Origin of the sequence: Halopseudomonas maritima (genome assembly GCF_021545785.1) — a bacterium.
Lineage (GTDB): Bacteria > Pseudomonadota > Gammaproteobacteria > Pseudomonadales > Pseudomonadaceae > Halopseudomonas > Halopseudomonas maritima.
This window is the reverse complement of record NZ_CP079801.1, coordinates 2,963,592-2,989,165: the sequence shown is the minus strand read 5'-3', so window position 1 is coordinate 2,989,165 and position 25,574 is coordinate 2,963,592. Positions and strand designations below refer to the sequence as shown.

Annotated in this window: 22 protein-coding genes; 2 read left to right on the top strand and 20 right to left on the bottom strand. The window is 60.4% G+C overall.

Annotation, left to right across the window (positions count from 1 at the left end):
- Positions 1 to 15: 15 nt before the first annotated feature.
- The gene (gene msbA, locus HV822_RS13795; protein WP_238870738.1) at positions 16 to 1,794 is read right to left on the bottom strand and encodes a lipid A export permease/ATP-binding protein MsbA; all 1,779 of its coding nucleotides are present in this window, start codon (positions 1,792 to 1,794) and stop codon (positions 16 to 18) included.
- Positions 1,795 to 1,905: 111 nt separating this feature from the next.
- On the opposite strand from msbA, the gene HV822_RS13790 reads away from it, so the two are divergent.
- Together HV822_RS13790 and HV822_RS13785 are read left to right on the top strand one after the other, a co-directional pair.
- The gene (locus HV822_RS13790; RefSeq protein ID WP_238870737.1) at positions 1,906 to 2,508 is read left to right on the top strand and encodes a lipopolysaccharide kinase InaA family protein; all 603 of its coding nucleotides are present in this window, start codon (positions 1,906 to 1,908) and stop codon (positions 2,506 to 2,508) included.
- Between the two features lie 7 nt (positions 2,509 to 2,515).
- Positions 2,516 to 3,082 carry a serine acetyltransferase gene (locus HV822_RS13785; protein ID WP_238870736.1) on the top strand — a complete coding sequence of 189 codons (567 nt, stop codon included), beginning with the start codon at positions 2,516 to 2,518 and terminating at the stop codon, positions 3,080 to 3,082.
- 22 nt (positions 3,083 to 3,104) lie between these two features.
- Here HV822_RS13785 and pseI read toward each other — a convergent pair whose 3' ends face one another.
- From pseI to glnE, 19 genes are all read right to left on the bottom strand, one after another.
- Positions 3,105 to 4,160, bottom strand: a complete 1,056-nt coding sequence (gene pseI, locus HV822_RS13780) for a pseudaminic acid synthase (protein WP_238870735.1) — start codon at positions 4,158 to 4,160, stop codon at positions 3,105 to 3,107.
- 12 nt (positions 4,161 to 4,172) lie between these two features.
- Entirely contained in the window at positions 4,173 to 4,688 is a 516-nt protein-coding gene (gene pseH / locus HV822_RS13775) for a UDP-4-amino-4,6-dideoxy-N-acetyl-beta-L-altrosamine N-acetyltransferase (protein ID WP_238870734.1), read from the bottom strand.
- Positions 4,685 to 5,815: a UDP-2,4-diacetamido-2,4,6-trideoxy-beta-L-altropyranose hydrolase gene (gene pseG, locus HV822_RS13770; protein WP_238870733.1), complete on the bottom strand. Its 1,131-nt coding sequence runs from the start codon at positions 5,813 to 5,815 to the stop codon at positions 4,685 to 4,687. The genes pseH and pseG overlap by 4 nt, the downstream gene beginning before the upstream one ends.
- Positions 5,785 to 7,812 carry an aminotransferase class III-fold pyridoxal phosphate-dependent enzyme gene (locus HV822_RS13765; protein WP_238870732.1) on the bottom strand — a complete coding sequence of 676 codons (2,028 nt, stop codon included), beginning with the start codon at positions 7,810 to 7,812 and terminating at the stop codon, positions 5,785 to 5,787. Before HV822_RS13765 ends, pseG begins: the two co-directional genes overlap by 31 nt.
- Positions 7,809 to 8,696 carry an aldo/keto reductase gene (locus tag HV822_RS13760; RefSeq protein WP_238870731.1) on the bottom strand — a complete coding sequence of 296 codons (888 nt, stop codon included), beginning with the start codon at positions 8,694 to 8,696 and terminating at the stop codon, positions 7,809 to 7,811. The genes HV822_RS13765 and HV822_RS13760 overlap by 4 nt, the downstream gene beginning before the upstream one ends.
- Positions 8,683 to 9,216 (bottom strand): GNAT family N-acetyltransferase, encoded by a 534-nt coding sequence (locus tag HV822_RS13755; protein WP_238870730.1) that lies wholly within the window; start codon positions 9,214 to 9,216, stop codon positions 8,683 to 8,685. Before HV822_RS13755 ends, HV822_RS13760 begins: the two co-directional genes overlap by 14 nt.
- Positions 9,209 to 10,369, bottom strand: coding sequence for a UDP-4-amino-4,6-dideoxy-N-acetyl-beta-L-altrosamine transaminase (pseC, locus tag HV822_RS13750; RefSeq protein ID WP_238870729.1), 1,161 nt, complete (start codon positions 10,367 to 10,369; stop codon positions 9,209 to 9,211). Before pseC ends, HV822_RS13755 begins: the two co-directional genes overlap by 8 nt.
- A gap of 3 nt (positions 10,370 to 10,372) precedes the next feature.
- Complete coding sequence (pseB, locus tag HV822_RS13745; RefSeq protein WP_238870728.1) at positions 10,373 to 11,371, bottom strand: UDP-N-acetylglucosamine 4,6-dehydratase (inverting); 999 nt, start codon at positions 11,369 to 11,371, stop codon at positions 10,373 to 10,375.
- An 11-nt stretch (positions 11,372 to 11,382) separates the two neighbouring features.
- Complete coding sequence (locus HV822_RS13740) at positions 11,383 to 12,483, bottom strand: CDP-glycerol glycerophosphotransferase family protein (RefSeq protein ID WP_238870727.1); 1,101 nt, start codon at positions 12,481 to 12,483, stop codon at positions 11,383 to 11,385.
- A 3-nt stretch (positions 12,484 to 12,486) separates the two neighbouring features.
- Positions 12,487 to 14,235 (bottom strand): carbamoyltransferase family protein, encoded by a 1,749-nt coding sequence (locus HV822_RS13735; RefSeq protein WP_238870726.1) that lies wholly within the window; start codon positions 14,233 to 14,235, stop codon positions 12,487 to 12,489.
- Between the two features lie 33 nt (positions 14,236 to 14,268).
- Entirely contained in the window at positions 14,269 to 15,690 is a 1,422-nt protein-coding gene (locus tag HV822_RS13730; RefSeq protein WP_238870725.1) for a lipopolysaccharide kinase InaA family protein, read from the bottom strand.
- On the bottom strand, positions 15,687 to 16,463 hold the full coding sequence (locus HV822_RS13725; protein ID WP_238870724.1) for a lipopolysaccharide kinase InaA family protein: 777 nt from the start codon (positions 16,461 to 16,463) through the stop codon (positions 15,687 to 15,689). The genes HV822_RS13730 and HV822_RS13725 overlap by 4 nt, the downstream gene beginning before the upstream one ends.
- Positions 16,460 to 17,206, bottom strand: a complete 747-nt coding sequence (locus HV822_RS13720; protein ID WP_238870723.1) for a lipopolysaccharide kinase InaA family protein — start codon at positions 17,204 to 17,206, stop codon at positions 16,460 to 16,462. Before HV822_RS13720 ends, HV822_RS13725 begins: the two co-directional genes overlap by 4 nt.
- Positions 17,203 to 18,024, bottom strand: coding sequence for a lipopolysaccharide core heptose(I) kinase RfaP (gene rfaP, locus HV822_RS13715; protein WP_238870722.1), 822 nt, complete (start codon positions 18,022 to 18,024; stop codon positions 17,203 to 17,205). The genes HV822_RS13720 and rfaP overlap by 4 nt, the downstream gene beginning before the upstream one ends.
- Positions 18,021 to 19,142 carry a glycosyltransferase family 4 protein gene (locus HV822_RS13710; RefSeq protein ID WP_238870721.1) on the bottom strand — a complete coding sequence of 374 codons (1,122 nt, stop codon included), beginning with the start codon at positions 19,140 to 19,142 and terminating at the stop codon, positions 18,021 to 18,023. The genes rfaP and HV822_RS13710 overlap by 4 nt, the downstream gene beginning before the upstream one ends.
- Positions 19,142 to 20,203: a lipopolysaccharide heptosyltransferase I gene (waaC, locus tag HV822_RS13705; protein WP_238870720.1), complete on the bottom strand. Its 1,062-nt coding sequence runs from the start codon at positions 20,201 to 20,203 to the stop codon at positions 19,142 to 19,144. The genes HV822_RS13710 and waaC overlap by 1 nt, the downstream gene beginning before the upstream one ends.
- A gap of 5 nt (positions 20,204 to 20,208) precedes the next feature.
- On the bottom strand, positions 20,209 to 21,255 hold the full coding sequence (waaF, locus tag HV822_RS13700) for a lipopolysaccharide heptosyltransferase II (RefSeq protein WP_238870719.1): 1,047 nt from the start codon (positions 21,253 to 21,255) through the stop codon (positions 20,209 to 20,211).
- Between the two features lie 89 nt (positions 21,256 to 21,344).
- Complete coding sequence (locus tag HV822_RS13695) at positions 21,345 to 22,268, bottom strand: branched-chain amino acid transaminase (RefSeq protein ID WP_238870718.1); 924 nt, start codon at positions 22,266 to 22,268, stop codon at positions 21,345 to 21,347.
- A 73-nt stretch (positions 22,269 to 22,341) separates the two neighbouring features.
- Positions 22,342 to 25,296: a bifunctional [glutamate--ammonia ligase]-adenylyl-L-tyrosine phosphorylase/[glutamate--ammonia-ligase] adenylyltransferase gene (gene glnE, locus HV822_RS13690; protein WP_238870717.1), complete on the bottom strand. Its 2,955-nt coding sequence runs from the start codon at positions 25,294 to 25,296 to the stop codon at positions 22,342 to 22,344.
- Positions 25,297 to 25,574: the final 278 nt, after the last annotated feature.

Sequence of the window (25,574 nt, the reverse complement as noted above, 5' to 3'; positions counted from 1 at the left end):
CACGCATTAAACCTGTTAGGCCTGCTCTTCCTCAAACTGCATGCTGTGCAGCTTGGCGTAATAACCGTTGAGCGCCAGCAACTCCTTATGAGTGCCGCGCTCGACTATCTGCCCCTGATCCATGACCATGATCACATCCGCTTTCTCGATGGTCGACAGGCGGTGCGCAATAACCAACGTGGTACGCCCCTGCATAACCCGGTCCAGCGCCGCCTGGATATGCCGCTCGGACTCGGTATCCAGCGCCGAGGTAGCCTCATCCAGAATCAGCAGCGGCGCGTCCTTGAGCAGGGCCCGGGCAATCGCCAGGCGCTGGCGCTGACCACCGGAAAGCAGTACGCCGTTCTCACCGACCAAGGTGTCAAAGCCCTCGGGAAGTAGGTCAATGAACTCCTTCGCATAAGCCGCCTCTGCCGCAGCCACGATGCTGTCACGGGGGGCACCGGCAAGATCACCGTAGGCGATGTTGTTGGCCACGGTATCGTTAAACAGCGTGACATTCTGGCTGACCAGGGCGATCTGTCTACGCAGGTTGCGCAGGGTAAAGTTCTGCAGCGGCATGCCATCAAGCAGAATCTCACCCTCCTCGTGCTGATAGAAACGCGGAATCAGGTTGGCCAGTGTGGACTTGCCACTCCCCGAGCGCCCAACCAGCGCCACCATCTGTCCCGGCTCGACGCGGAAACTGATGTCATTGAGAACCCGTTTGCTGGTGCCAGGATAGTAGAACGTCAGGTTATTCACCTCCAGACGACCGCCTACCCGCCCGCTTTCCAATGTGCCGGTATCTACTTCAGGCACCTCATCCAGCTGCTCGAAAATGCTCTCTGCTGCTGCTATGCCCTTCTGAATATTGGCGCTGACCTCTGATAGCTGGCGAATCGGCTTGGGCAGCAGGCCGGCGGCAGTAATGTAGGCAACCAAGTCACCGGCAGTGGCATCACCGCGCAGAAACAGCACCAGAAACATCACCGTCGCCATCGCGCCATAGGTCACCAGTTGAAGGGTCGGCGTGAATACCGCACCGGTGCGAATCATCTTCAACCCGCGCTGACGGTTTGCTTCACTCGCCGAGTGGAAGCGATCTGACTCGTAGCGCTCGCCGCCGAAGCTGCGCACGACACGAAAACCAGTAATGGTCTCGGAAGTAACGTGGGTCACATCACCCATCGCCGTCTGGATCTTTTTGCTCTGCTTGCGAAACTTCTTGCTCGCGCTGTTCACCATCAGGCCAATCACCGGCAGGATCGCGATCAATACCAGCGTCAGCATCCAGTTCATCCACAACAGGTAGGCAAACAGAAAAACCACCGTCAGCCCTTCACGAAACACCACCTTGATCGCGTCGGTCGCAGCGCCGGTCACCATGGTGACATTGAAGGTAATGCGCGACACAAGATGCCCTGAGTTGTTCAGGTCAAAATAGCGATTGGGCAAGGTCAGCAGGTTGTCGAACAAGGCCGTGCGCAAGTCATGCACCACGCCGAGCGACACCTTGGCAATGAAATAGTTACCCAGATAAGAGCCGATCCCCTGATAGAAGGCGATTAGCACGATAAAGGCAGGAAACCCCCAGATCAGCGGAACGCCAAAGAACAAGGCATCCGCACCTTCGGCCAGGCCATCGACAAAGTACTTCAGCACCCACGCCATGGCCGGCTGAGCCGACGCAAAAATGGCGAAGCCGATAATACTGACGGCAAAGGCCTTCCAGTAGGGTTTTACATAGGTCAATAGGCGCGCGTAAATGCGCGCGCTTGAGCGGGCAAAGCTTTCTTGGGGCGTATCAGTCATGGGGCCTTCAAAGCTGAGACAGTAGCGCTGAAGTCTAACACAAGCGCTTGACGCCACAGCCCGCCATCACAAAGTAGGATAAACTGCGCTTTTTGCCCCCGGACTGCCTTGATGCAACGCCTCAGCGATTCACAATTTCAACAATGGCGCGCAGACGCCAATGTACTGGAACAGGACCACCACGGAGAAAAGGTGCTACTGCTGGCCGACGGCACCATGCTCAAGCTGTTTCGCCGCAAAAGCTGGTTCTCCAAGACCGTGTTTTTCCCGCCGGCCCAGCGCTTCGCCGACAACGCCGTTGCGCTGAGCAAACTGGACATTCCCTGCCCGCAAATCATCGCCACCTACAAGCTGCTCAACCCCTACCGCAGTGTGGTGCACTACCACCCGCTGGCCGGTGAAACCCTGCGCGGCCTGCTAAACGCCGAGCACTCCTTGGAGCAACTCGAGCTATTTGCACAACTGGCCGAATTCATCACCAGTCTGCACGACAAGGGCGTCTACTTTCGCTCGCTGCATCTGGGTAATATCGTGCTGACACCCGACGGCCAGCTCGGTCTAATCGACATTTCCGACCTGCGTTGCCTGGGCAAACCGCTGTCGCGCCGCATGCGCAACCGCAATTATCGACACTTGCTGCGTTACGAACAGGATTGGGCGCTCGTCGATGCAGCAGCGCGCTCACTTTTTCCGTCGTTTTCCTCAAGGAGCTGAGCCCTCGATGCTGACCACCTTTGCCGAACTGAAGGCCTTCTGGCACTACGAGATTCTGGGTGAGGACAAGCGGTTTTCCTGGCGCAAGCTACGCCGCCGCGTTGCACGTAACAACTCATACAATTGCCTGTTCTGGTTGCGCCTGTCGCAATACCTGCACACGCGTCCGGGACGCACTACCCTGTCAATAGCCAAGCGTATTAACAAGGGACTGGCCCGCAAGTACGGCGTAGAAATCATGCTGGGCGCCGAAATCGACAAGGGGCTATGGCTCGGCCACCCGACGTCAATCACTGTCTATTCTGGTGTCCGCATCGGACGTGACTGCAACTTGCGCCAGTGCACCACCATCGGCTCGGTCGAGGCCAATAACAAACCCATCGAGCTCGGGGACAACGTTGATATTGGCGCGCACTGCTGCATCATCGGCAGCGGCATTCGCATCGGCAACAATGTGCGCATCGGCGCGATGAGCTTTATCAACAAGGATGTGCCGGATGATGTCACCTACATCACCCGCAAAGACAATCACATCTACCCCAACCGCACCGAACACCAAGCCCCGGCGGACTGAAACCTGCCGGTTTGCGCAGGGCTCAGTCCAGCAGTTCCTGACTCAGCGCAGTACCAAAGGCAATATCGCAGCTGGCGCGACGACCGATCACCTTATCCAGCATTTTGGGCGGCAGGCCAAAACCCGGGCGCACGCTGCGCACGTTATCCGCGGTGAACAGCTCGCCAGCCTTCATATCCCGCGTAACGTAGAGCGAGCGCCGGAAGCGCGCATTGCCCTGCTCACTGGACTTGCGACCGTAATCCACCTGCCCCAGAGCTCGCCACGCCGTCTTGCTGTCGCGGCACAGCGCCTGCAGTTCGGCTGGCTCCAGCGAAAAGCTGTCGTCAGGACCACCACCACTGCGGTCTAGAGTGAAGTGCTTTTCAATGATAGAAGCCCCCAGGACCACACTGGCAATCGCCGTGGTGTTGTCCAGCGTATGATCCGACAAGCCAGTCACCAAGCCAAAGCGCTCACGCATGTCTGCCAATGTACGCAGGTTGTAGTCTTCGGCGGGTGCCGGATAGCCACTGACGCAGTGAAGAATGGCCAGCTCGCGGCAACCACCCTCGCGTGCTGCCTCCACCGCCTCGGCGATCTCGTCGCCATCTGCCATGCCGGTGGAAATGATCATCGGCTTGCCCGTTGCCGCGACATAACGGATCAGCGGCAAGTCGATAGCCTCGAAAGAGGCGATCTTGTAGGCAGGCGCGTTCAGATCCTCCAGCAAGTCCACCGCAGTGAAGTCGAAGGGAGAGCTGAAGATCGTGATGTCGTGCTTTCGTGCGTGTTCGAAAAGCGGTTTGTGCCATTCCCAGGGCATGTGCGCCTGCTGGTAGAGTTCATACAGGGACTGGCCATCCCACAGCCCGCCACGGATCTGAAAATCCTCGGCGTCGCAGTTCAGGGTAATGGTGTCAGCGGTGTAGGTCTGCAGCTTGATCGCATCGGCACCGGCATGCTTGGCTTGCTCGACAATCTGCAGCGCCGTCTCCAGGCGCCCATTATGGTTAGCCGACAGCTCGGCAATGATGTAGGGCTCCGCGTCAAGCCCAATGCGCCGCCCTGCGATGGAGATACTGGGTGTACCAGACATGAAAAGCCTCCTTCAGCCCCGTACCTGCCACTCGGAATCGAGCAGGCCAAAGCAAATGACATCATGAAACTGCTGCCCATCGAAATGCTGATCTCTCAGCACCCCCTCCTGGCAGAAGCCCATCTTGCGATGGAAATCGATTGAACGCTGGTTAAAACCCAGCGCCTGACCACAAATCTTGTGCAACGCCAGACGCTGAAAGCCATATTCCAACGCCTGACGGCCTAACCCTGTGCCCGTACCACGCGGCGCCTCAGGCGCGATGTAGAACCCCCAGTCCGCTACCTTGCCAGCAGTTTGCACAGTGAAGTGTACAAATCCGCAGGGCTGGTCATCACATTCATAGACCAGCAGGTGGCGCAACGGGTCCTGTTCGCAGCGGGCAAACCAGTCACGATGCTCCTGTTCGGCAATTTCGTGCTGCGTATACATATAACGACGTACCGACTCATGGTTACGCCAGCTGCGCACCAGCGCCAGATCAGGCTCAGCCAGCGGTCGCAGATTACCTGCAATCACGCCACTCATGACATCATCTCCATGGTCTCCACAACCCGTCTGGCGCCACTGCCATCAACCAGCGCGGCCGCGCGGCGGCTCATCTGCCGGAGCTGCTCGGGATCGGCGACCAACCCCTCAAGCAAACCAGGTAGAGACGCAGCCAGACGGTGAACCGCTGGCAACAATTGCACCGCACCAGCAGCGCGCAGCCCCTCTGCAACCAGTCGCTGGTTATCCGCCAATACAGCCATCAAGGTGGGTAAACCCAGACAGCAGCGCTCCCAGGCTGTCGCGCCAGCGGCGCCAATGGCCAGGTCAGCCTGCGCCATCAAAGAGGCCATGTCATTCACATCGACCAGCACCGTCACATCAAGCGCCAAAGACTGGCTCAACTGCTGGACCTCGCCCAGCCAAGGGGCCTGCCCGCCCATGATAACTGTCACCGCCAGAGAGCCAGCGCCCGGCGTCGCTGCGAGCCCACGCAGCACCTCAGCGGTGGCATTGTCAGCGTCAACACCGCCCATGGAGACCAAAATCTTCTGCAGCGGGTATGGCTGAGCAGCGCGCCTGGGCAATGAGGCGTCACGCTGCGCGGCAAAATCCGGACGCAGCAACGCGTTGGCACTGCCGCATAGCAACCGGGCACGGACCGGAACCAGCGAGAGGTAGTCCTCTGGTCGTCTGCTGTACGTCTGATCCAACAGCAGGTCGCAGTCGTGCGCGCGATCAGCCAGGTCATCAATCACCAAGACGTGACGAGAGCATGCCCGCATGTGCGCTTCCCACTGCGCGTCGAGCGCGTAATGATCGACCACCAGCCAGTCACAGCCCTTCGACTGCAAGACTACAGCCGTATCAGCGGCATCCTGTTCTGCACTGACGCCGAGCCAATGAGCATGTGAGCCGGCCACCGGCTCAGCCTGCTGCAGCGCCGCAGGCAGCGCGGTCGTTGTATGACCGCGGCCATGAATGACATCCAGCAGGTGGCCGCGATGGCTGCGGCAGATGAAATGACAGTCATGCCCGGCCGCGCTGAGAGCATCGGCAAGCGTCAGGCAACGCATGACATGTCCCGTACCGATCCACAAGGCGGCATCGGTACGAAAACAGATCTGCAGGCCCATCAGTTCAGCCGCTTGAACCCACCATGACACACCGGCCCCTTAAGCAACGCGCCAACATCACGCCCCTGCTCACACTCGCTGATCAGGGCAAAAACCGGGTCCAGAGCGTCAAAGTAGCCATCAATCACGTCCTGGCTATGCTCCATACAGACGTATACAGCGTTGCTGGCCAGGTATCCCTTGGCCAGCATCTCCTGGCTGACCAGCGTCTTATACTGCAGCACGTTGGGGCTGCGGAACGAGAATCCGGTCAGCGCCGGGAGACCCCAGTGATCGATTTGCAGGCCGTGACGATCCGCCAGTTTCTGCCAGCCATCACGAATCGACAGACCGGTCTGAGTGATGTAATCCCAGGAGCGCTCGCGCTCCATCACTTCGAGGGTTTTCAGCGCTGCAGTCGGGCCAACGCGCTCGGTCCAGAAGGTGCTGCTGATGAAGGTGGTCTGCGCCGCTTCCATGATCTCACGCCGGCCTATCGTCGCCGTGATGGCGTAACCGTTGCCCAGCGCTTTGCCGAACATCGCCATATCAGGCTCAACGCCGTACATCTTGTGCAGCCCGCCAAAGGTTTGCCGGAAGCCGGATGTGCACTCGTCAAAGATCAGCACGATGCCACGATCAGTGGCCAGCTTGCGCACCTTATGCAGGAAGTCGTCTTCCGGCCCCATGTTACGCACCACTTCCATCTTGATCACGCCGATATCGTGGCGATTGACCAAAGCTTCCAGCTCGGCGTAGTTGTTGTAGTTGAAGGGGAACACGGTGCCCTTAAGGTTGCCCGGCACACCGTTGGGCTCAAGCCCCGGCAACAGATGACCGGCCAGGTTCTCGTCATCGCCCAGGTTGGCTGACAGATACCAGTCGTGCCAGCCGTGGTAGCCACAGACCGCCACCTTATCCTTGCCGGTAGCGGCCCGAGCAATACGGATCGCCAATGCGTTGGCTTCACCGCCGGAGCGGGCAAAGCGCACCATGTCTGCCCAGGGGTGCAGCTCGATCAGCTTTTCTGCCAGCCAGACTTCCTCGGGGCAGTTCAGCGTCGACATGTTGCCGTTGTCGATGGTGCCGCGCACGGCGTCGTCGACCTCGGGGTGACCGTAGCCAAGAATATTGGTGCCCACGCCCATGATGCACATGTCGGTGTAGGCCTTGCCGTCCATATCCCAGACGGTGCAACCCTTGGCCTTGCTGAAATAAGCTGGCCACTGCTCAGGCAGGAACATCTCTGCGCGCTTGGACAACAGCATATTGCCGCCAGGAATGACCTGTTTGGCGCGTTTCCACAATTTCTGACCGGTGCCCATGGTGGCCCCCTCGTTACGTATCAGCGTTTGATTGTCTGTGAACAGCGTCGGGCTGTTCTCCTGCAATGCCTTGACCTGTTGCCAGCTGAAGTGAATATCCGGCGCAAAGTGCGCGAACACGCGGCGAATCACCTCCAGGTCCGCCGGCTCATCCACCGTCCAGCGCCAGCCGGACAGGTCTTGTTCATTCTGCTCTGCGCCCACGCGAAAGTGCCCCGACTCGCGCAGGTAAGGTGTTACGTGCTCGTGATCAAAGGCCGCATCCGTTTGCTCACTGGCCTGTTCCAGCGCACGCAAGCTAAATATCTCGATATCCAGACCGTCCGGATAGCTCGGCGGAGCGACGTTACTGTAATAATCCACGCCTGCAGCGCGATAGCCCCTGATCATTTGATCGACCAATTCGGGGTCAACCAGCGGACAATCACCCGTGATACGCACGACGACGTCCGCCTGATGTGCCCTCGCAGCCTGCAGATAACGCGCCATGACATCCTGTTCGTCGCCCTGAACACAGGCAAAACCGAGCTGACGTACACAGTCAGCCAGCGGCTGGTTACGCGCACCCACCGAGGTCGCTACTACAATCTGATCGAGCTCGCGGGCACGTGCCAGGCGCGTCAGCAGCAGCTCGATCATGGGCACGCCGCCGATGGGCTTCATTACCTTGTCAGGCAGGCGGGTCGAGCCCATGCGAGCCTGGACGATTGCAACGGTTTTCATGCTGTTTTCCACAGTGCGGGGTTTAGCAATGCCGGGTCGGTAGTGCCAAGCTCGGCGGGCACCGGCGGGCAGTTACCTGCGGCCGCCTGAAGTATCTGCTGCCACTGCTGTGCGCTATCTACACCCACCACCACACGTTCGATAAGCGGCTGGTTGAGCGCGTAACGCAGGGTGGCTTGCAGCGGCGACAGCTGGTGCTCTTCCAGCCAACTGTCCCAGCAGTGCCAGAGTGACTGCCAGCGCTCAAAACTGGCAGGACGTTGCTCGCGGTTCATCAACAGCAACCCCTGCAGAAAAACCGAACGCACATGCAGCGCGGTGCCCTGCTGAGACAGGCGCTGCAACCAACCGGACTCATCAAGACGGTGATCAATAATGTTGTAGGGTGCCTGCACCAGATCCAGCGCAAACCGCTGGCACAGACGCTCCAGCTCTTCGCCATCATAGACCGACGCTCCGATACGCCCTGCTAGGCCCTGATCACGGAGCCCCAGCAGCGCAGCGTAGAGCGCGTCACCCTGCGGCTCCAGCAGTTGCGCCGGACGGTGTAACAACACAGCATCAACGCGCTGCAGCCCGAGCCGAGCAAGCGATTCGGCCAATTGGCGTTCCACCCAGCCGGACACGTCGTCGCAGGCATCGGGGATGGCCGACAGCTTGGTCACCACCTTAAAGCTGCTCAGATCAAACTCGCCCAGCACACGCTCGCTCTCACCGTAAGCAATCGCCGTATCCAGGGTATCAACCCCGGCCTCACGCGCGCGCTCGAGAATCTGCCCTACCTCCTCGACACTCACCTGGCCCTGCTGGTTGGCAATGCCATAGGACAGGCCGAACTGAACAGTGCCCAGTGCCAGCTTGCCAGTTACTTCACGCATGCTCATTGTGCAGTTTCCCGAGCCAGAAACAGCCCATACGTCGACCGTTCAGGGTGACATGCTCGCGCATGAAACCCTCCACCGTGTAACCGGCCTTGAGGAAGATACGCAGCGACGCCAGATTATCCTCGTAGCAGCCAGCCTCCAGCCGATGCAAACCCAGCGAATCGAAGCCATAGGCCGTAATCAAACGCACGACCTCACTGGACAGCCCTTGTCCCCAACATGCCTTGTCGCCAATAAAAAGGCTGACCTGACCGCGCTGGTAGTGGCTGTTGACGAAGCCCAACTTGACGTTGCCCACGTGTCGATCGCCCTGTCGCAGGAAGATGCCGAACAGATGGCTGGCCGGGTCCGCATTGCAGTGCTCGATAAACGCACGACAGCTTTCAACGCTCTGCGGACTGTGCCGGGTCTCGAGGTACTGGTTCACCTGCGGATCATTCATCCAGTCCGCATAGGTCTGGGTGGCATCTTGTGCACTCAACGGGCGCAGGTAGACACGCTCGGTGGCGAGTTCAGCCATGGCAGACCTCAGTCAGCGTCGCGACCACTTCATCCTGCTGCGCTTCAGTCAGAGAGTGGTACATCGGCAAGCTGATAGCTTCTCGGTAATACGCCATCGATTGCGGAAAATCGTCGGCAGCAAAGCCCATGGCCGAGTAATACGGCTGGGTGTGTACCGGAATGTAGTGCAGATTCACCCCGATACCACGCTCACGCAGCTGCTCGAAGACCTCACGGTGGCTCAAGGCAATCTTCTCCAGCTGCAGACGGATTGGGTAGAGATGCAGACCGGAGTAACTGTCGGCGTGTTGCCAGGGACAGGTGACGGGCAGCGCTGCCAGCAACTGGTCATAGCGGCGGGCGAGCGCGTGGCGGCGAGCAACAAAGTCGTCCAGCCGAGCCAGCTGGCTGACGCCCAGCGCCGCCTGCAGCTCGGTCATGCGGTAATTGAAGCCCAGCTCGATCTGCTGGTAATACCAGGGCCCGTCGGATTCACCGACCATCAGCGACGGATCACGGGTAATACCGTGACTGCGGTACAGCGCCATGCGCTCCGCGAGCGTTTCATCATTGGTGACCGCCATACCGCCTTCGGCGCTGGTAATGATTTTCACCGGATGAAAACTGAAAATAGTGATGTCGCTGAAGCGACCGCTACCAACATAGTCACCCTGATAGCGCCCGCCGATGGCGTGCGAGGCATCCTCGATCACGGCAAAGCCGAAGCGTTTGGCCAGCGCGCCGATGGCCTGCATGTCACAGGGCTGGCCGCACAAATGCACCGCCACCACCACCTTGGGCAGCCGCCCTTGCTTCTCGGCCTCAACCAGCTTGTGCTCAAGCGCCACCGGGCACAGGTTGTAGGTACGCGGATCGATGTCGACAAAATCCACCTGCGCCCCACAGTAAAGAGCGCAGTTGGCCGATGCCACAAAGGTTACCGGAGTGGTCCACAGCCAGTCGCCCAGCCCCAGCTCCAATGCCAGACAGGCGATATGCAGCGCCGAGGTCGCACTGTTGACCGCCACCGCGTGGGTCGCACCGACCTTGCTGGCCAGCGCCTGTTCAAACTGCGGCACCATGGGGCCTTGCGTCAGAAAATCCGAGCGCAGGACAGCAACCACCGCCTCGATATCCTGCTCGCTGATCTCCTGGCGTCCGTAGGGGATCATCTATCAGATACTCCCGATCTTTTCGCGGTTAACATCGATCCACTCCTGCAACTGAGCGTCGGTCATCCACTCGCTGTTGTTGTCACTGGCGTAGACAAAGCCCTCGGGCACCTTCTTGCCATCCTTGATCCGCTTAGGGCAGGTAGCCCACTCGTGGATGGTTGGCAGAATCTTGAAGTGCTCGGGGTACTCGTAGGTGTAGTAGGCATCTTCAGCACTGATCATCTGCTCGTGCAGCTTCTCGCCGGGGCGAATACCGATAACCTCCTGACGGGCATCCGGCGCAACCACCCGCGCCAGATCGGTCACTTTCATCGAAGGGATCTTTTTGACGTAGATCTCGCCCCCTTCCATGTCGGCAAAGGCATGCCAGACCAGCTCAACGCCTTCTTCCAGGGAGATCATGAAACGTGTCATGCGTTCATCGGTGATCGGCAGCACGCCCTTGTCCTTGATCGACATGAAGAACGGAATGACCGAGCCGCGCGAGCCCATGACATTACCGTAGCGAACAACGGAAAAACGGGTGCCGTGCTCACCGGAGTAGGAGTTGCCGGCAACAAACATCTTGTCGGACGCCAGCTTGGTCGCACCGTACAGGTTGATCGGCGAGCTGGCCTTGTCGGTGGACAGAGCAACGACGCCCTTGACGCCCTTGTCGATACAGGCGTCGATCAAATTCATCGCGCCGTTGATGTTGGTCTTCACGCACTCAAACGGGTTGTACTCGGCGGTCGGCACAATCTTGGTTGCGGCAGCATGGACCACGTAGTCCACGCCATCCAGCGCCCGGTAGAGGCGGTCTTTGTCGCGCACATCGCCAATAAAGAAACGCAGGCGCGGATCGCCCTCGTACTTCTTGGCCATATCCCACTGCTTCATCTCATCACGGGAGAAAATGATGATTTTCTTCGGATTGAAGCGCTCCAGCGTCATGGGGACAAAGGTGTTGCCGAACGAGCCAGTGCCGCCGGTAATGAGAATGGTCTTGTTGGTCAGCATGGGAATCCCCTTCAGAGCAGATGCGTTTGGATGGCACGAGCGACCCGCTCGTTGGCCATGCGATCACGAGAGCCAAACACCCAGGAGAAATAACCCTCACGCTGGGCGGCATAGGCAGTCTGATCGGTCAGGGCCCTGTCCAGTACAGTTGAAAAATCCGGTGTCTGATCACCGATATACAGATTAGGACCGCAATCATACAGCGTCAGCAACTGCGACAGGTCGTCGGGATGCATGGCTTCACGCTCGCCAATCTGGCGTATGACGTCTCGCGAGCATTCGGGCGTTTCTATCATCAACTGCGGAATATCATAAAACAGCGCCTCTTCGCTGGGCGAGTTGGCATCCGAGACCACCAGATCCGAGACAGACAGCACCTCGGACAGCGCGCATTCACTCAAATCCAGAAAGGCATTGCCTCGTGCCTGAATCAGAGCGCGCACTCGCTTGAAGCTGTCCCTGTCGGCGCGGCGAGAAGTCAACGACTGGCTCGGATGAGGACGCAGGATCAAATTGAAATGCGGCGGCGCCGTACTCACCAATTGCTCAGCTGCGCGCTGCCATGAGCCAAACCCGCGCCGGCTGGAGGTGTACAGCACTGTCTGACGCTGCGGGTCGAGGCCCAGACGCTGCAATACCGCCGCGCGTTGCTGAGCCGAACGCTCAGGGTATTCGCAAAACGGCAGGAAGCCGGTATCGACAATGTTCAGCCGCTCTGCTTCAGGGAAGCGCTCCAGCATGCCTTTCATTCGCGGACCGATGACGCACAGCAGGTCAAAGTGACTGTTGCGCAGCAAGGCATCCTTGCTGAGCATCATGTAGGTACCATGAAACACCGTGGCCTTTTTCGCCGCGTAAGGCTTCAAAAAGCTGCCATAAGGGGAGCCGGTCACAATGGCGCCGGCGCCCTTCAATAAGCGATTACCGCGTACCAGAAACCCGAAACGCTTGGAGTAACGTGCTAGGTCAAGGTCAGGATACAGGCGCTGAAAAGCGCGCAGCGTAGAGACACGACTGGACACAAAGGTACCTGGAAGCGCACGCGCCACCTGCGCCAGGTGGGGAACAGCCTGGAACATCTTGGAAAAGTAGACAACGCCATCGGCTGCCATGGGTCAGTTCCCGCCGCCCTTAGCCTTCATCACCAGAATATCTTCCATGATCAAGAACTGCAGGTCAGACCCAAAAAACATGTTCAGCGCATCGGTCGGCGAGCACACCATGGGCTCACCACGACGATTAAGCGAGGTGTTGAGCACCACGCCATTGCCCGTCATGACTTCCAGCTCTTTCATCAAGTCGTAGTAGCGCGGATTGTAGTCACGCTTGAGCACCTGGGCTCGGGCGGTGCCGTCCTCGTGTACCACCTCTGGCACGCGTTCAGCCCAGCCTTCCTTGACGTCAAAGGTGAAGGTCATGAAGGGTGACGGATGATCAACACTGAGCATCTGCGGCGCCACGGTATCGAGCATGGACGGGCAGAACGGCCGCCAACGCTCGCGGAACTTGATCTGCTCGTTGATACGGTCGGCCACACCGGCAACGCTGGGGCAGCCAATAATGGAGCGCCCACCCAGAGCGCGCGGGCCGAATTCCATGCGGCCCTGGAACCAGGCAACCGGGTTGCCCTCGACCAGCACCTTGGCGATTTCCTGGGGTACGTCATCGATCTTCTGCCACTGCGGCTGGTTCGGGTGGCGCGCGCAGGCAGCGATGATGTCTTCGTTGCTGTAAGAGGGGCCAAGATAGACGTGTTCCATCTTCTCGACGGGCACGCCGTTCTTGACCGAAATGTACGAGGCAGCGCCAACCGCAGTCCCAGCATCACCAGAAGCCGGCTGTACGAACAGCTCTTTCACGTCCGGGCGCGCAATAATGCGTTGATTGAGTTTGACGTTCAGGGCACAGCCACCGGCAAAGGCCAGGCGACCGGTTTCCTTGAGAATGTCGCCGAGATAGTAGTCGATCATCTCCAGCGCCAGCTTCTCGAATAGCGCTTGCATGGCCGCCGCGTAATGGATGTAGGGGTCATCAGCGATGTCGCCTTCACGCTTGGGCCCCAGCCATTCGATCAGCTTGGGCGAGAAATAGTAGCCCTTGCCCTTTTCCTTGTAACGGCGGAAGCCAATAACGTTGGCGTAATCGGTGTTGATGATCAGCTCGCCGTTTTCGAACGTGGCCAAGCGGGAGAAATCGTACTTGGCGGCGTCACCGTAGGGCGCCATGCCCATGACCTTGAACTCACCGTCGAGCATCTCGAAGCCGAGGTATTCGGTGATCGCACCATACAGACCGCCGAGCGAATCCGGGTCGTAGAACTCTTTGATCTTGTGGATCTTGCCGTTTTCACCCCAGCCGAAGAAGGTGGTGGCGTACTCACCCTTGCCGTCGATCCCCAGGATCGCCGTCTTCTCGGTGAAACCCGAGCAGTGGTAGGCGCTGGAGGCATGCGCCAGGTGATGCTCAACCGGCTCAAGACGGACTTTCTTGGCATCAAAACCCAGTTGTTCCAGACACCAAAGGATCTTCTTGCGGTAACGCTTGAAACGGCGGTTACCGGTCAGGATGGCATCGAGCGAACGATCAGGCGCATACCAATAGCGCTTGGCGTAGTGCCAACGGGCGTTGCTGCCAAACAGGCTGATCGGGGCAAAGGGGATACAGACGATATCCACATCCGCCGGCTGAATACCGGCCTGCTCAAGACAGAACTTGGCGGACTCGTAGGGCATTCTGTTCTTGGCGTGCTTGTCGCGCACGAAACGCTCTTCCTCAACGGCCGCAATCAGCTTGCCGTCGATATAAAGTGCGGCGGAGGGGTCGTGACTCAGTGCGCCGGAAAGGCCCAATACGGTAAGTCCCACGGTAGTCCTCGTCTATTCAGTCAAAAATGAAGTTCAGCCTCGCGGCAGGCGCTCATCCAGCCATGCAGCCAGCGGGCTCTCGGCAGGCCAGTTGCGCACAAAGCGCTGACGGTCACGCTGCCAGGCTGCCTGCCAGCTGCGCTCGCTGCGATGTGCCTGCATCGCGTCCAGGTCAATCAGCCACACACGCCCAGCATGCCAAAGCAGGTTGGTCGCTTTGAAGTCACCGTGACTGATGCGTGCCTGCACCAGTTGATCAAACACGGCAAGCAAGGCATCAGCCACCTCTGGCGCAGGTAGATGCTGTCCATCCTCGCCCAGGTAACGCAACAGGTCGACCCCGCCGCAATACTCGGTAACCAGCCAGGCGCGGTGACGCAAGGGACCAAAGCGCTGTTCAATCATCGCCAGTGGCGCCGGCGTGGCAATCCCGAGAAACTGCAGCCGGTGCGCTGCCAGCCAGGAGTGCCAGGCACGTGTGGGGCGCCAAAAACGCTTCAGCCAGTGGCCAAAGCTCTTGATATTGTAGCGCTTGATGACCAGCTCGCGGCCCTGAACACACGTGCGCCCAACCGTACTGCTACCGCCATCCTTGAGTAGCGGCTGCGCGGCCAGAGCGTCATCCGGGCGCGCAAGCAAGGCGCTGAGGCTGTCCACTTCGCTGCGCAGCGCCGCACAAAAACGTGACCAGCTGCGACGCACCGCAAAGGTCGTGCAATCGCGCAGGGTCTTGCCCAGGTAGTCATCCAGCCGGCGCTGACGCACCTGCGCCACCAGCTGAGCCAGGCGGTCCGGGTTGAGGGCCAGGGGATTGTGCTGCAGATAGTCGACCAGCAACAGCTCCCCCAGCGCGTCCCATTCAGGATCAAGCTGGGCCAGGAAGATCGCCAGGTTGTCTTCAGCCTGCGCGGCGGTCAGCGGCTGGCCGGGTGACAAGCCCTCAACCGCATCACCATCAATGACGTACAGCAGTCGCTCGTGCAGCAGAAAATTGCCCAGATGCAGATCGGTCTGCACCAGGCCGGCGCGGTGCATCGCGGCGATCAGCGCCAGCGCCTGTCCCAGCAACGCCATCGCCCCGCTATCGCCGGGTGCACGACTATTCAAAAGCTCCCAGCACTGCTGCAGCGTACTCGCTCCGGCCAAATAAGCGGTCAGGACATAGTGCCCGCCGTCAGGCAACGCCCCGTGTCCCAACAACGCAGGCGTGGTAACGCCCTGGGCCTGCAACGCCAGTAGCCCGTCGACCTCACGCTGGCAATGGCGCTCCGCGCCAGCGGCAATAAACAGTTTCAGCAACCCAGGCTGACCGGCGCAGTCTACCTCTGCGACCAGTCGCTTGCCCGGCAACACGCGCAGCCAACGCAACACCCGCACAGGACCTTGCGGCAGCGTGAAGTCACATGGCAACGGCGGCTCGCGGCCGGCAGCTCGCAGCCGGGCTTGCAGACTCACGCGCGGGCTCCCTTGCCGGCACTACGCTGCAACAGCCGGTTGATGAAACGGCGCGCCTCATCATCCAGCCGCGTCTTGCCCAGATAGGCCAGCACGAAGCGCAGGCGCTGACTGCGACTGGGCTCGGCGCTGCGTCGGTGCAGGGTTTCAAGATCCCGAATGCGATCACGCTCGCCGAACAGCGCGCGGCGGGTTTTTTCTAGATCGATAAAACGGGCGCCGGCGCCATCAGTATGTAACTTGAGAAACACATGCTTGGGATACAGGCAGTTGTGAATGCGATCGGCGTTGTGCAGTGCTCGCACCAGCGCCGCCGCCGAGCGAATCAGCATGCGAACATCCTCAACGGCGAGCCTGTCCCAGCGCGCAAACCATTCATCCAGCGGCGCATAGTCATCCAACGCGCGGGTCAGCAAAACCGCCTGCGCGCGGCCATCAACACGGCGCTCGGCAAAGAAGGCCGCCTCCAGCGCGGGAATACCCTCGCGGGCGTACTGCTGGATCGCGCGGAACTCGCGGGCAAAGGTCGGTTCACCCAGGGGGCGATGCAATGTGCGCGTGCAGTGGTTTTCCTGGCGCTTGAGATAGAAGTGTTGCGACGTACCGTTGGCGTCGTCCAGCTCCAGCCGGTGCACACTGCTCCAACCTCCCCTGCCGGTATTTGGCACATCCACAGCCTCGAGCTGTAGCGCCCACAATGCGTCCATCGAGTCGAGTCCGTGGCGCTGTAGTACTTCGTGTGCGTTGACAGCAATAAAGGTCTTGCGGGTCATTCTCGTCCCTCGAAAAACGCGAGGATCGCACGCAGCTGCTTACGGTCCTCGCTGCCCAGGCGAGCTTTGCCCAGATACATCTTATAGAAAGCCAGCCGCCTGCTGCGGCTGAGGTGATGCTTGGCCAGCTTGTCGAGACAGGCCAGGTCCTTGATGATGCGATACCGCAGCATGGGGCCCCACCAGAAGCTGCCAGCCGGGCAATCAATCAGGTAGACGTTGGCCAGCGCCTGATCATCTACCAGCAGGTTACGCCACTTCAGGTCATTATGGGTAAAGCCTTGATCGTGCATCATGCGGGTGGCCCGCGCGACCTGAAGAGAAACGTGCCTTACCCAGTCAAGTCTACGCAGGCGCACATCCGCGTTTACGGCGAGATCTGCCAGGTCGCGCGTGGCTGGCAGGTCTTCTGTGACCAGCGCGCCACGAACGAAACGCCCAGCTCGGCGTTCAAGGCCAAACGCCACCACCTGAACCGAGGGTATCCCCCAGGCGTGAAAGCGCAGCAGGTTCTCCCACTCTGCCTGCACACGCCAACGCCCCAGATACTGCTTGAGGCCCTTGCCATTCTTGGTATAGCGCTTGACGTAATAGTGCCTATCGCCGACCCAGACCTTATGCACGCTGCTGATGGGGCTGTAGGTGATCAACTCACCCTCTAGCCCAAACACGGCCTCCAGATCAGCAAATAGTCGCCCGCTTTCCCCGGTGGCGTACTCGGGGTTCAAGGTCCAGCGTTTCATGCATCAGCCCCTGGGGCGTATTTGCGCGCAAAGCGCGCTTGCAGCTGCTGCGCCTTGTGCTCAAGCCGCGCCAGCAGCGGCGCCTCGTCTCGCAGCGTATCGCGCAGCGGTGCGGCAAAGTAGCGGCGCAAAAAACGCAGCTTATCGCGGCGGGTCAGGCCAATATCCAGCGCTGAGAAATACAGCCCGGCCAGATCCTTGTCGCGCCAGCGGCGCGGCACCTGGGGCCGAATCTGGGCGCGATGCAGGTCAATGATCGAGAGCTTGAAATCCCTGCCGCTCACAGGCTTGTCGGTGTGCAAGAGAAAGTGGCAGATGTAGCAATCGCGGTGATTGACGCCGGCCTGATGCATGGCCGCCGTCATGCTGGCCACACGCTCGATCATCGCCCACTTCAAGGGTGCCGACGGCGGAGTACGTTTCCAGTCTCGGCTGTAGTCTTCCAGACTAATGGTCGGCGCCAACTCTTCGGTAATGATGAACGAGTGCTGCGCGGCCGGGTTGCTGCCGCGCTCGCCGAACGCAACGGCGGTCATGGTATCGATACCGGCGGCAGTGAGGGCTTTGATAGCCAGCCATTCCTGCCCCGCACCCAATACTGGGCGCTTGAGGGTGGACCAGTTCTTGAGTATCTCGCCCCAGCCCACACCACGATGAATCTTGACGAAGTAGCCCTTGCCGTCGACTTCGGTGCGCAGGGTGCGACGCGCTTCCAGCTCGCGGAATACCTCGCCCTGCAGCGCCTCGACGGCTACAAAGGCATCCTGCCCGGCCCACAGGCTGGTAAAGGGTTCTTGCAGTGTCAGCGTCTGGCTCAAGCGCCCTCCCCGAGAATCACGTCGGCGGCATGCTCCGGCAGGCTGTAGAGATCAGCCTGATCGGCAAAGCGCAGGGCGTTAGCTTGCCACTCCTTGCGCAGCGTGTCGTTGTTGAGCATGTCTGCCAGCATTTGATCGAGCTGCTCCTGCTTGAAGGGCGTAGGCACCACCAGACCGCAGTCCGCCTCGCTGATGTAGTGGGCATAACCACACACATCCGTCACCAGTACCGGCAGCCCGGCGACCAGTGCTTCGAGCAGCACGGTGCCGGTATTCTCGTTGTAGGCTGGGTGAATCAGCAGATCAGCGCCGAGTAAAAACCGTGGCACATCGCTGCGCCCCTTCATAAAGGTCACCCGGTCATCCACCGCCAGCGAGCGGGCAAGGCGCTGAAAACTGCCCGGATCATCCTGCCCAATCACCATCAGCCGGGTGCGCTTGCGCAGCTCGGCCGGCAGGCCTGCCACCGCACGAATCGAGCGATCAACTCCTTTGGTGATAAAGCCCGAGCCGATCTGCACCAACAGCAACTCATCGTCCGCCAGCCCGAATTCGGCACGAAACGCGGCACGCACCTCAGCCGCGTTGGCCGGTGCCCGACGATCCGGCGCGATGCCGGGCGGCAGCAGGTGGAAGCGATGCAACGGCGTTTTGTAGTGCTTGGTGAACAGCGGTTGCTGTACCTCGGAAATCATCAGGATCTGCGTGTTCACGGCTGGCGAGAACACAGCCTTTTCGTATTCGGCAAAGTGCCGATAACGGCTTGAGAAACGGTACAGCGGGTTACGCAGGGTCTGCGCCTTGTCTTCGAAGCAGGGGTCGGCTGCGTAATAGACGTCCAGGCCCGGCATCTTGTTGAAGCCGATCACCCGGTCAACCGGACGCTTGGCCAGATCGGCTTCGACCCAGGCGGTAAATTTCTCGTTGCGGCGGTGATTGCTGAGTGCCTTGACCGGCGCCACCAACACCTCAAACCCCTCGGGGATATCGCCTTCCCAGATCAGCGTGTAGACGCGAATGGCATGTCCACGCTCCTGGCAGACCTTGGCGATACGCATAAAATCGCGCTGCAGCCCGCCAAAGGGAAAATACTTGTAGAGCACAAACGCCAGCTGCATCAGACAACTCTCTTGTTGGGCAGCAACGACTGCAATTGCTGCATAACCCGATCCGGGTTCAGACGGGTAAAGCATAGCGGTTGCTCGCGGGTCAGGTCGAACCGACGAGCATCCTCCGGGGTGGGCTGATAGCTGCACTGCTTGCGCAAACAGGGCGCGCAGGCAAAGTCACTGGCCAGATGCTGCTGCACCGCGCCGTAGGCACCGGTAAAGCCGGGATTGGTCGGGCCGAACAGCGATATTGTGGGCACATCCAGCGCCGCAGCCAGATGCCCCAGGCCGGTATCGACGGCCACACAGGCGCTGGCACCCGCCAATTGCCGGGCAACGTCGCGCAGCGGCAGGCGTGGCAAGACCACCGCGCCTTCGAGCCCTTCGGCAATCCGCAGGGCACGGGCCTGCTCATCCAGACTGCCCCAGGGCAAACGCACCTCGACACCGGCAGCCACCAGTTGCTCGGCCAGTTGGCGCCAGTACACCTCAGGCCAGTGCTTGGTGACCCAGGTGGTACCGTGCAGCAGCACCACATACGGCGTGGTTGCCACCTCGGCGCCCAGCGCACCACGATCCAGCCCGTAATCACCCAGCCCTTCGGCTGGCGTATAACCCAACGCCTGACCGAACAGCTGGCGAGTCCGCTCTACCGCGTGCTGGCCCCAGGCAACCGCCAGGCGGCGCTGGTAGAAGCGCGCAGCCAGCGGCTCTCGCGCTGAACTCTTGTCCAGGCCGACCACCTCGGCGCGCGCGTAACGGGTCAGCCAGGCGCTCTTGAGCAGCCCCTGGGCGTCAATCACCAGGTCGTATGGGGTCTCGCGCAGGCGGCGCTTGAAGTTGCCCCACTCACCACTGCGCACCGCCTGCAGCGGTTTCTTGCGCCAGCGCCGGATAGCAACGGGAATAACGGCATCCACGGCCGGGTGCCAGGACGGTATCTCGGCAAAGCCCTCCTCCACCACCCAATCGAAACGAATACCGGGGATGGCACGTGCCGCATCGGTCAGCGCCGGAAGGGTATGAATGACGTCCCCCAGCGAGGACGTCTTGATCAGCAGAACACGCATGCGCTTCAGTTGTCCTGGGGATCAGACAGCGGGTTGCCGACCAGCCGGTCCAGCGCCGCATTGACCTGCCCGGGCATCAGATCACGCAGGCAGTTGTAATGGCCAAAACGGCAGGTCCGATCAAAACAGGGGCTGCAATCAAGCCCAAGCTGCAAGGTCTCTACCCGATCAGCCAGCGGCGGCGTAAAACCGGGCGAGGTAGAACCGTAGACTGCAACCAGCGGACGATTGAGCGCAGAGGCTACGTGCATCAGCCCTGAGTCATTGCTGACCACCGCATCGGCGCAAGACAGCAGGTCAATGGCCTGCGCCAGGCTGGTATCACCGCAGAGGTTGGTCGCCTCCTCACGCAAGCCCGGAATCAGTCGACCGCGAATCTGCTCGGCCACTGCGTGGTCTTTCTTCGAGCCAAACAGCCAGACCTGCCAGCCCTGGCGGATATGCGCATCGGCCACCGCCGCGTAGTGCTCGGACGGCCAGCGCTTGGCCTCGCCAAACTCGGCGCCGGGACAGAGCGCCAGCACCGGGCGATCCAGCTCCAGGGCAAAATGCTGCAAGGCCTGCTCGCGTGAGGCAGGGTCGATCTGCAGCGCCGGGCGTGGATAAGGTTTAGGCAGTTCGATACCCGGCTCATAGGCCAGCGCCATAAAGCGCTCGATCATCAACGGGTGAGCCTGCTTGTCGAGCTTGCGCACGTCATTAAGCAGGCCGTAGCGCATTTCGCCACGCCAGCCGGTACGCAAGGGAATATCGGCAAAAAAAGGCACCAGTGCCGATTTCAGAGAATTGGGCAGCAGAATGGCCTGATCATATTGGCCACGCAGGCCACGGCCTATCTCACGCCGGGTGCGCAGCTCCAGCGCGCCATGCCCCAAAGGAAAGCTCAGGGCCTGACGAACCTCAGGCATGCGCTCAAGGATTGGCCGGCTCCAGTCGGGCGCCAGCACATCGATCATGCAGTCATCGCCGTGTCGCTGCTTCAGGCAGGTGAACAGCGTTTGCGCCATCACCATGTCGCCGACCCAGCTGGGACCGATAATCAGGATATTCATAAAATGCCGCCCTAGGCTGGAGGCTAAAAGCTAGAAGCTGAACGCGGAAGCTGACCTTCCAGCGTTCAGCCTAAAGCCTTCAGCGGTCCTTAACCTACCAGCGTCCGCCACTCGGCGTGCTCTGCGGTCTGGCCGGTAACCAGATCGAAGTACGCCTTTTGCAGCTTCTCGGTGATCGGGCCACGACGGCCGGCGCCGATCTGACGGCCGTCCAGCTCGCGGATCGGCGTTACTTCAGCGGCAGTACCGGTGAAGAAGGCTTCATCAGCGATGTAGACCTCGTCACGGGTGATGCGCTTCTCAACCACCGGAATGTCGAACTTGGAGGCCAGCGCCAGTACGGTCGCGCGGGTGATGCCGTTCAGGCAGGCAGTCACTTCCGGCGTGTAAATGGTGCCGTTCTTGACGATGAAGACGTTCTCGCCAGAACCTTCGGCAACGTAGCCTTCCGGGTCCAGCAGCAGCGCTTCATCAGCACCGGCGGAGACCGCTTCCTGCAGCGCCAGCATGGAGTTCATGTAGGCACCGCTGGCCTTGGCGCGGGTCATGGTGATGTTGACGTGGTGACGGGTGAAGGAACTGGTGCGGATCTTGATGCCGCGCTCCAGCGCCTCTTCGCCCATGTAGGCACCCCAGTGCCAGGCCGCGATAACAACGTGTACTTTCAGGTTGTCAGCACGGATACCCATGCCTTCAGATCCGTAGAACACCAGCGGGCGGATGTAGGCAGTTTCCAGCTTATTCTCACGGACCACAGCGCGCTGGGCTTCGTTCAGCTGCTCTTTGGTAAAGGGAATTTTCATACCCATGATGTGAGCCGAATCGAACAGGCGATCCGTGTGTGCATCCAGACGGAAAATGGCGGTGCCGTCCGGGGTGTTGTAAGCGCGCACGCCTTCAAAAACACCCATGCCGTAGTGCAGCGAGTGGGTCAGCACGTGCACATTGGCCTCGCGCCAGGGAATCATTTCTCCGTCAAACCAGATTAGACCATCACGATCGGCCATCGACATAGCAGCCAGCTCCATACGTATCTATTCAATCAGTCATGCGTTCTTGGGTTCTGCCTGAGCGCGCCCGCGCCAATCACCCCTGAGGTTCGGTGGTTGGCTGCTGGGGAGGCAGCACTTGCTGCCAGAGCTTGATGACCCCGTGTCGGAAGTCATGAAACTGGTCGCCGCTTACTTTGCCCGGCTGATTCTGTAGAGCCAGGCGATGAGCTGCAGCCCGGTAGGCCTTGTAAGCCTCCTGCAGGCCGCTGACATCCTCACCGGCGATCAGACCGGCGTTTTGCAGCTCATCAAGAATCCTGATGTTATCTGTGTAGCGCAGTAATTCGGGGTACCGGCACGACCAGGCCAGAACCGCATATTGCACCATAAATTCGATGTCAACGATACCACCTAGGTCCTGCTTGAGATCAAACAGCTGAGCAGCAGTAAACGCCTCCGCTGTGCTACCGGCCCGGGTGGCCGAGGTGCCCAGGTTGTCACGCATCTTCTGGCGCATGTCACCCACCTCGCGCGCCAGCGCCTGCTCATCACGCTCACGCCCCAGTACCTGGGCGCGCAGAGCATCAAAGCGCGCAGCCAACTGCTGACAACCTACCAGCGCCCGGGCACGTACCAGCGCCTGATGCTCCCAGGTCCAGGCCTCGTCGCGCTGGTAACGCGAGAAGGACGCCAACGAGCTAACCAGCAGACCGGAGTCCCCCGAGGGACGCAAGCGCATGTCGACCTCGTACAGCGCCCCCGAGACCGTTTGCGTGTTGAGCATGTGAATGATGCGCTGCCCCAGCCGAGTAAAGAACTTGCTACCTTCGATAGGTTTGTCGCCATCGGTATCGCGCTGCGGGTCACCATCGTGGATGAACACCAGATCAAGATCCGAGCCGTGCCCAAGCTCGATACCGCCCACCTTGCCGTAGCCCACCACGATAAAGTCCAGCTCGCAGCGTGAGCCGTCGGCCCGTGCGGGTCGCCCGTGGCGCGCAACCATTTCCCGCCAGGCCAAGAGCAGCACCTGCTGCAGGATCGCCTCGGCAACCCAGGTCAGGTAATCGCTGACCTTCATCAGCGGCAGAGTGCCGGCGATCTCGGAGGCCGCAATGCGCAGCACATGGGCGCGCTTGAAATAGCGCAGGGTTTCCATCTGCTGCTCAAGGTCGTCCTCGGGGATACGTAGCAGATGCTGGCGCAGCTCATCGGTCAGCTCATTGGCTTCCGGCGGCCGGTACAGGCGACCGGCATTGAGCAGCTCGTCCAGCACCACCGGATAGCGGGCAATCTGCTCGGCAATCCACGGACTGGCCGCGCAGAGCACCAACAGCTCACGCAGGGCGCCCGGATTTTCCGTCAGCAGCACCAGATAGGCTGAACGCCGGGCCACTGCTTCGATCAACGGCAACACGCGCTCCAGCGCCAGGTCAGGGTTGTCCTGCTCGACGGCCATCGCCAACAGGCGCGGCATAAAGATATCCAACCGCTCCCGCCCGGCACGCTGCATGGCTTTCAGCCGTGGCGAACCCTGCAGACCCTGCAGCCGGCGCCAGGCAGACGGCGCATCAGCAAAGCCGCCCACCTCAAGCTGTTCCAGCCCCTGCGGCTCGTCCAGCGTGCCATCCCAGACCGGCACCCAGTCGGCCTGCGGTGACTGCAGGTCGGCTTCGTCCTCGTCCGGGTCAGCGATCACTCCGGCAAAGTGGCCGGCAACGCAGGCCCGCTCGGCGTCCAGGCGAGCACGAAACGAATCCCAGTCGGCAAACCCGAGCATCCAGGCGATACGCGCCTGCCCTTGCGCATCAATTGGCAACATCTGGGTCTGGCGATCATCCACAGCCTGCAGCGCGTGCTCGGTATCACGTAGGAAGCAATAAGCCTGCGCCAACTCCCGCACCGCTTCTTCCGGCAGATAGCCGTTCGCGCCCAGGGTCTGCAGCACACCCAGGATGGGCCGCTGCTGCAGGCTGCGGTCGCGCCCACCGTGAATCAACTGAAAGGCCTGACCAATAAACTCGACCTCACGGATACCGCCCGAGCCCAGCTTGACGTTGTCCTGCAGCCCTTTGCGCTGCACCTCACGCTGAATCATCTGCTTGAGGTTACGCAGCGCATCAATAGCGGCAAAATCAAGATAACGGCGATAGACGAAGGGCCGCAGCATGGCCAGCAGCTCGGCGCCAGCCTGCTGATCACCGGCCACCACCCGCGCCTTGATCATCGCGTAGCGCTCCCAGTCGCGCCCCTGGCTCTGGTAGTACTGCTCCAGCGCATCAAAGCTGAACACCAGTGCCCCGCTGTCGCCGTAGGGGCGCAGGCGCATGTCCACGCGAAACACAAAGCCATCCACCGTCGGCGCATCCAGCGCCTTGATCAGCTTCTGCCCCAGGCGAATAAAGAACTCCTGATTCGACAGGCTGCGCCGCCCGCCGCCAGTCTCGCCGGCCTCCGGGTAGGCAAAGATCAGATCGATATCCGAGGACAAGTTGAGCTCCACCGCGCCCAACTTGCCCATGCCCAGTACCACCATGTGCTGCGGCTCGCCGTCGCGGCTGCGCGGCTCACCCAGACTCGCGCAGCATTGGCGATACAGCCACTGATAGGCCTCGTCGATGCAGGCGTCCGCCATGTCGGACAGATCCCGCGTGGTTTCCTGCAGCGGTGCCAAATCCAGTACATCACGCCAGATGATGCGCACCTGCTGCCACTGGCGAAACCGGCGCAGCGCCTGGCCCAGTTGATCCTCGTTAGCCACCTCAGCGAGCGCTGACTGCAGCAGCTCGCGCATTCCACCATCAGCCAAAGGCCGCCAGAGTCGCTGCTCTGCCTCCAGCCGCCAGGCCAGTTCAGGGTCCCGACGCAGCTGCTCGGCAACGTAGTCACTGGCAGCCAGCACCAACGGCAGCTGCTGCTCAAACCGCGCGTCCAGTTCAGCACTGCGCGGCGCAAGGGCAGACTGCGCCAGCGCAGCAGACCACTGGGCCAGGTGGTGATCACGGGACGCTTCCAGTGAAGCGGGCAACGGAGGCAGTGTGGAGGGCATGGTCTATCCTGTTCATGAACCGAAACCGCAGCTTGCCATGCTGGCCGACAAGGGAAAAGCGAGAACCCTGACTGACAAGTCTAAATGTAGTATTGCTACATACTAGACCTTTGAAGGACTAGATAAAGCCGCATTTGTGTAGTAAAACTACAGAACTAAATCTTACCCCGATCTGTCACAACACCCACAGGTGTTTGGCAAGCACAGGCTGTGGCGCGTTGCAGACCGCACGCACATAGCAGCTTCCAACATCTGCAAGGCCCACAAGGTCTGGAGAC

Bases quoted from the DNA above. Each gene is read 5' to 3' on its own strand.
- HV822_RS13760 (WP_238870731.1), bottom strand. From the start codon at position 8,696: ATGAGCATGCGTGAAGTAACTGGCAAGCTGGCACTGGGCACTGTTCAG.
- HV822_RS13695 (WP_238870718.1), bottom strand. From the start codon at position 22,268: ATGTCGATGGCCGATCGTGATGGTCTAATCTGGTTTGACGGAGAAATG.
- HV822_RS13755 (WP_238870730.1), bottom strand. From the start codon at position 9,216: ATGGCTGAACTCGCCACCGAGCGTGTCTACCTGCGCCCGTTGAGTGCA.
- pseB (WP_238870728.1), bottom strand. From the start codon at position 11,371: ATGCTGACCAACAAGACCATTCTCATTACCGGCGGCACTGGCTCGTTC.
- pseH (WP_238870734.1), bottom strand. From the start codon at position 4,688: ATGAGTGGCGTGATTGCAGGTAATCTGCGACCGCTGGCTGAGCCTGAT.
- HV822_RS13765 (WP_238870732.1), bottom strand. From the start codon at position 7,812: ATGAAAACCGTTGCAATCGTCCAGGCTCGCATGGGCTCGACCCGCCTG.
- waaC (WP_238870720.1), bottom strand. From the start codon at position 20,203: ATGCGTGTTCTGCTGATCAAGACGTCCTCGCTGGGGGACGTCATTCAT.
- HV822_RS13710 (WP_238870721.1), bottom strand. From the start codon at position 19,142: ATGCAGCTGGCGTTTGTGCTCTACAAGTATTTTCCCTTTGGCGGGCTG.
- waaF (WP_238870719.1), bottom strand. From the start codon at position 21,255: ATGAATATCCTGATTATCGGTCCCAGCTGGGTCGGCGACATGGTGATG.
- HV822_RS13725 (WP_238870724.1), bottom strand. From the start codon at position 16,463: ATGACCCGCAAGACCTTTATTGCTGTCAACGCACACGAAGTACTACAG.
- HV822_RS13720 (WP_238870723.1), bottom strand. From the start codon at position 17,206: ATGAAACGCTGGACCTTGAACCCCGAGTACGCCACCGGGGAAAGCGGG.
- HV822_RS13740 (WP_238870727.1), bottom strand. From the start codon at position 12,483: ATGGCAGCCGATGGCGTTGTCTACTTTTCCAAGATGTTCCAGGCTGTT.
- HV822_RS13785 (WP_238870736.1), top strand. From the start codon at position 2,516: ATGCTGACCACCTTTGCCGAACTGAAGGCCTTCTGGCACTACGAGATT.
- pseC (WP_238870729.1), bottom strand. From the start codon at position 10,369: ATGATCCCCTACGGACGCCAGGAGATCAGCGAGCAGGATATCGAGGCG.
- HV822_RS13790 (WP_238870737.1), top strand. From the start codon at position 1,906: ATGCAACGCCTCAGCGATTCACAATTTCAACAATGGCGCGCAGACGCC.
- msbA (WP_238870738.1), bottom strand. From the start codon at position 1,794: ATGACTGATACGCCCCAAGAAAGCTTTGCCCGCTCAAGCGCGCGCATT.
- pseI (WP_238870735.1), bottom strand. From the start codon at position 4,160: ATGTCTGGTACACCCAGTATCTCCATCGCAGGGCGGCGCATTGGGCTT.
- glnE (WP_238870717.1), bottom strand. From the start codon at position 25,296: ATGCCCTCCACACTGCCTCCGTTGCCCGCTTCACTGGAAGCGTCCCGT.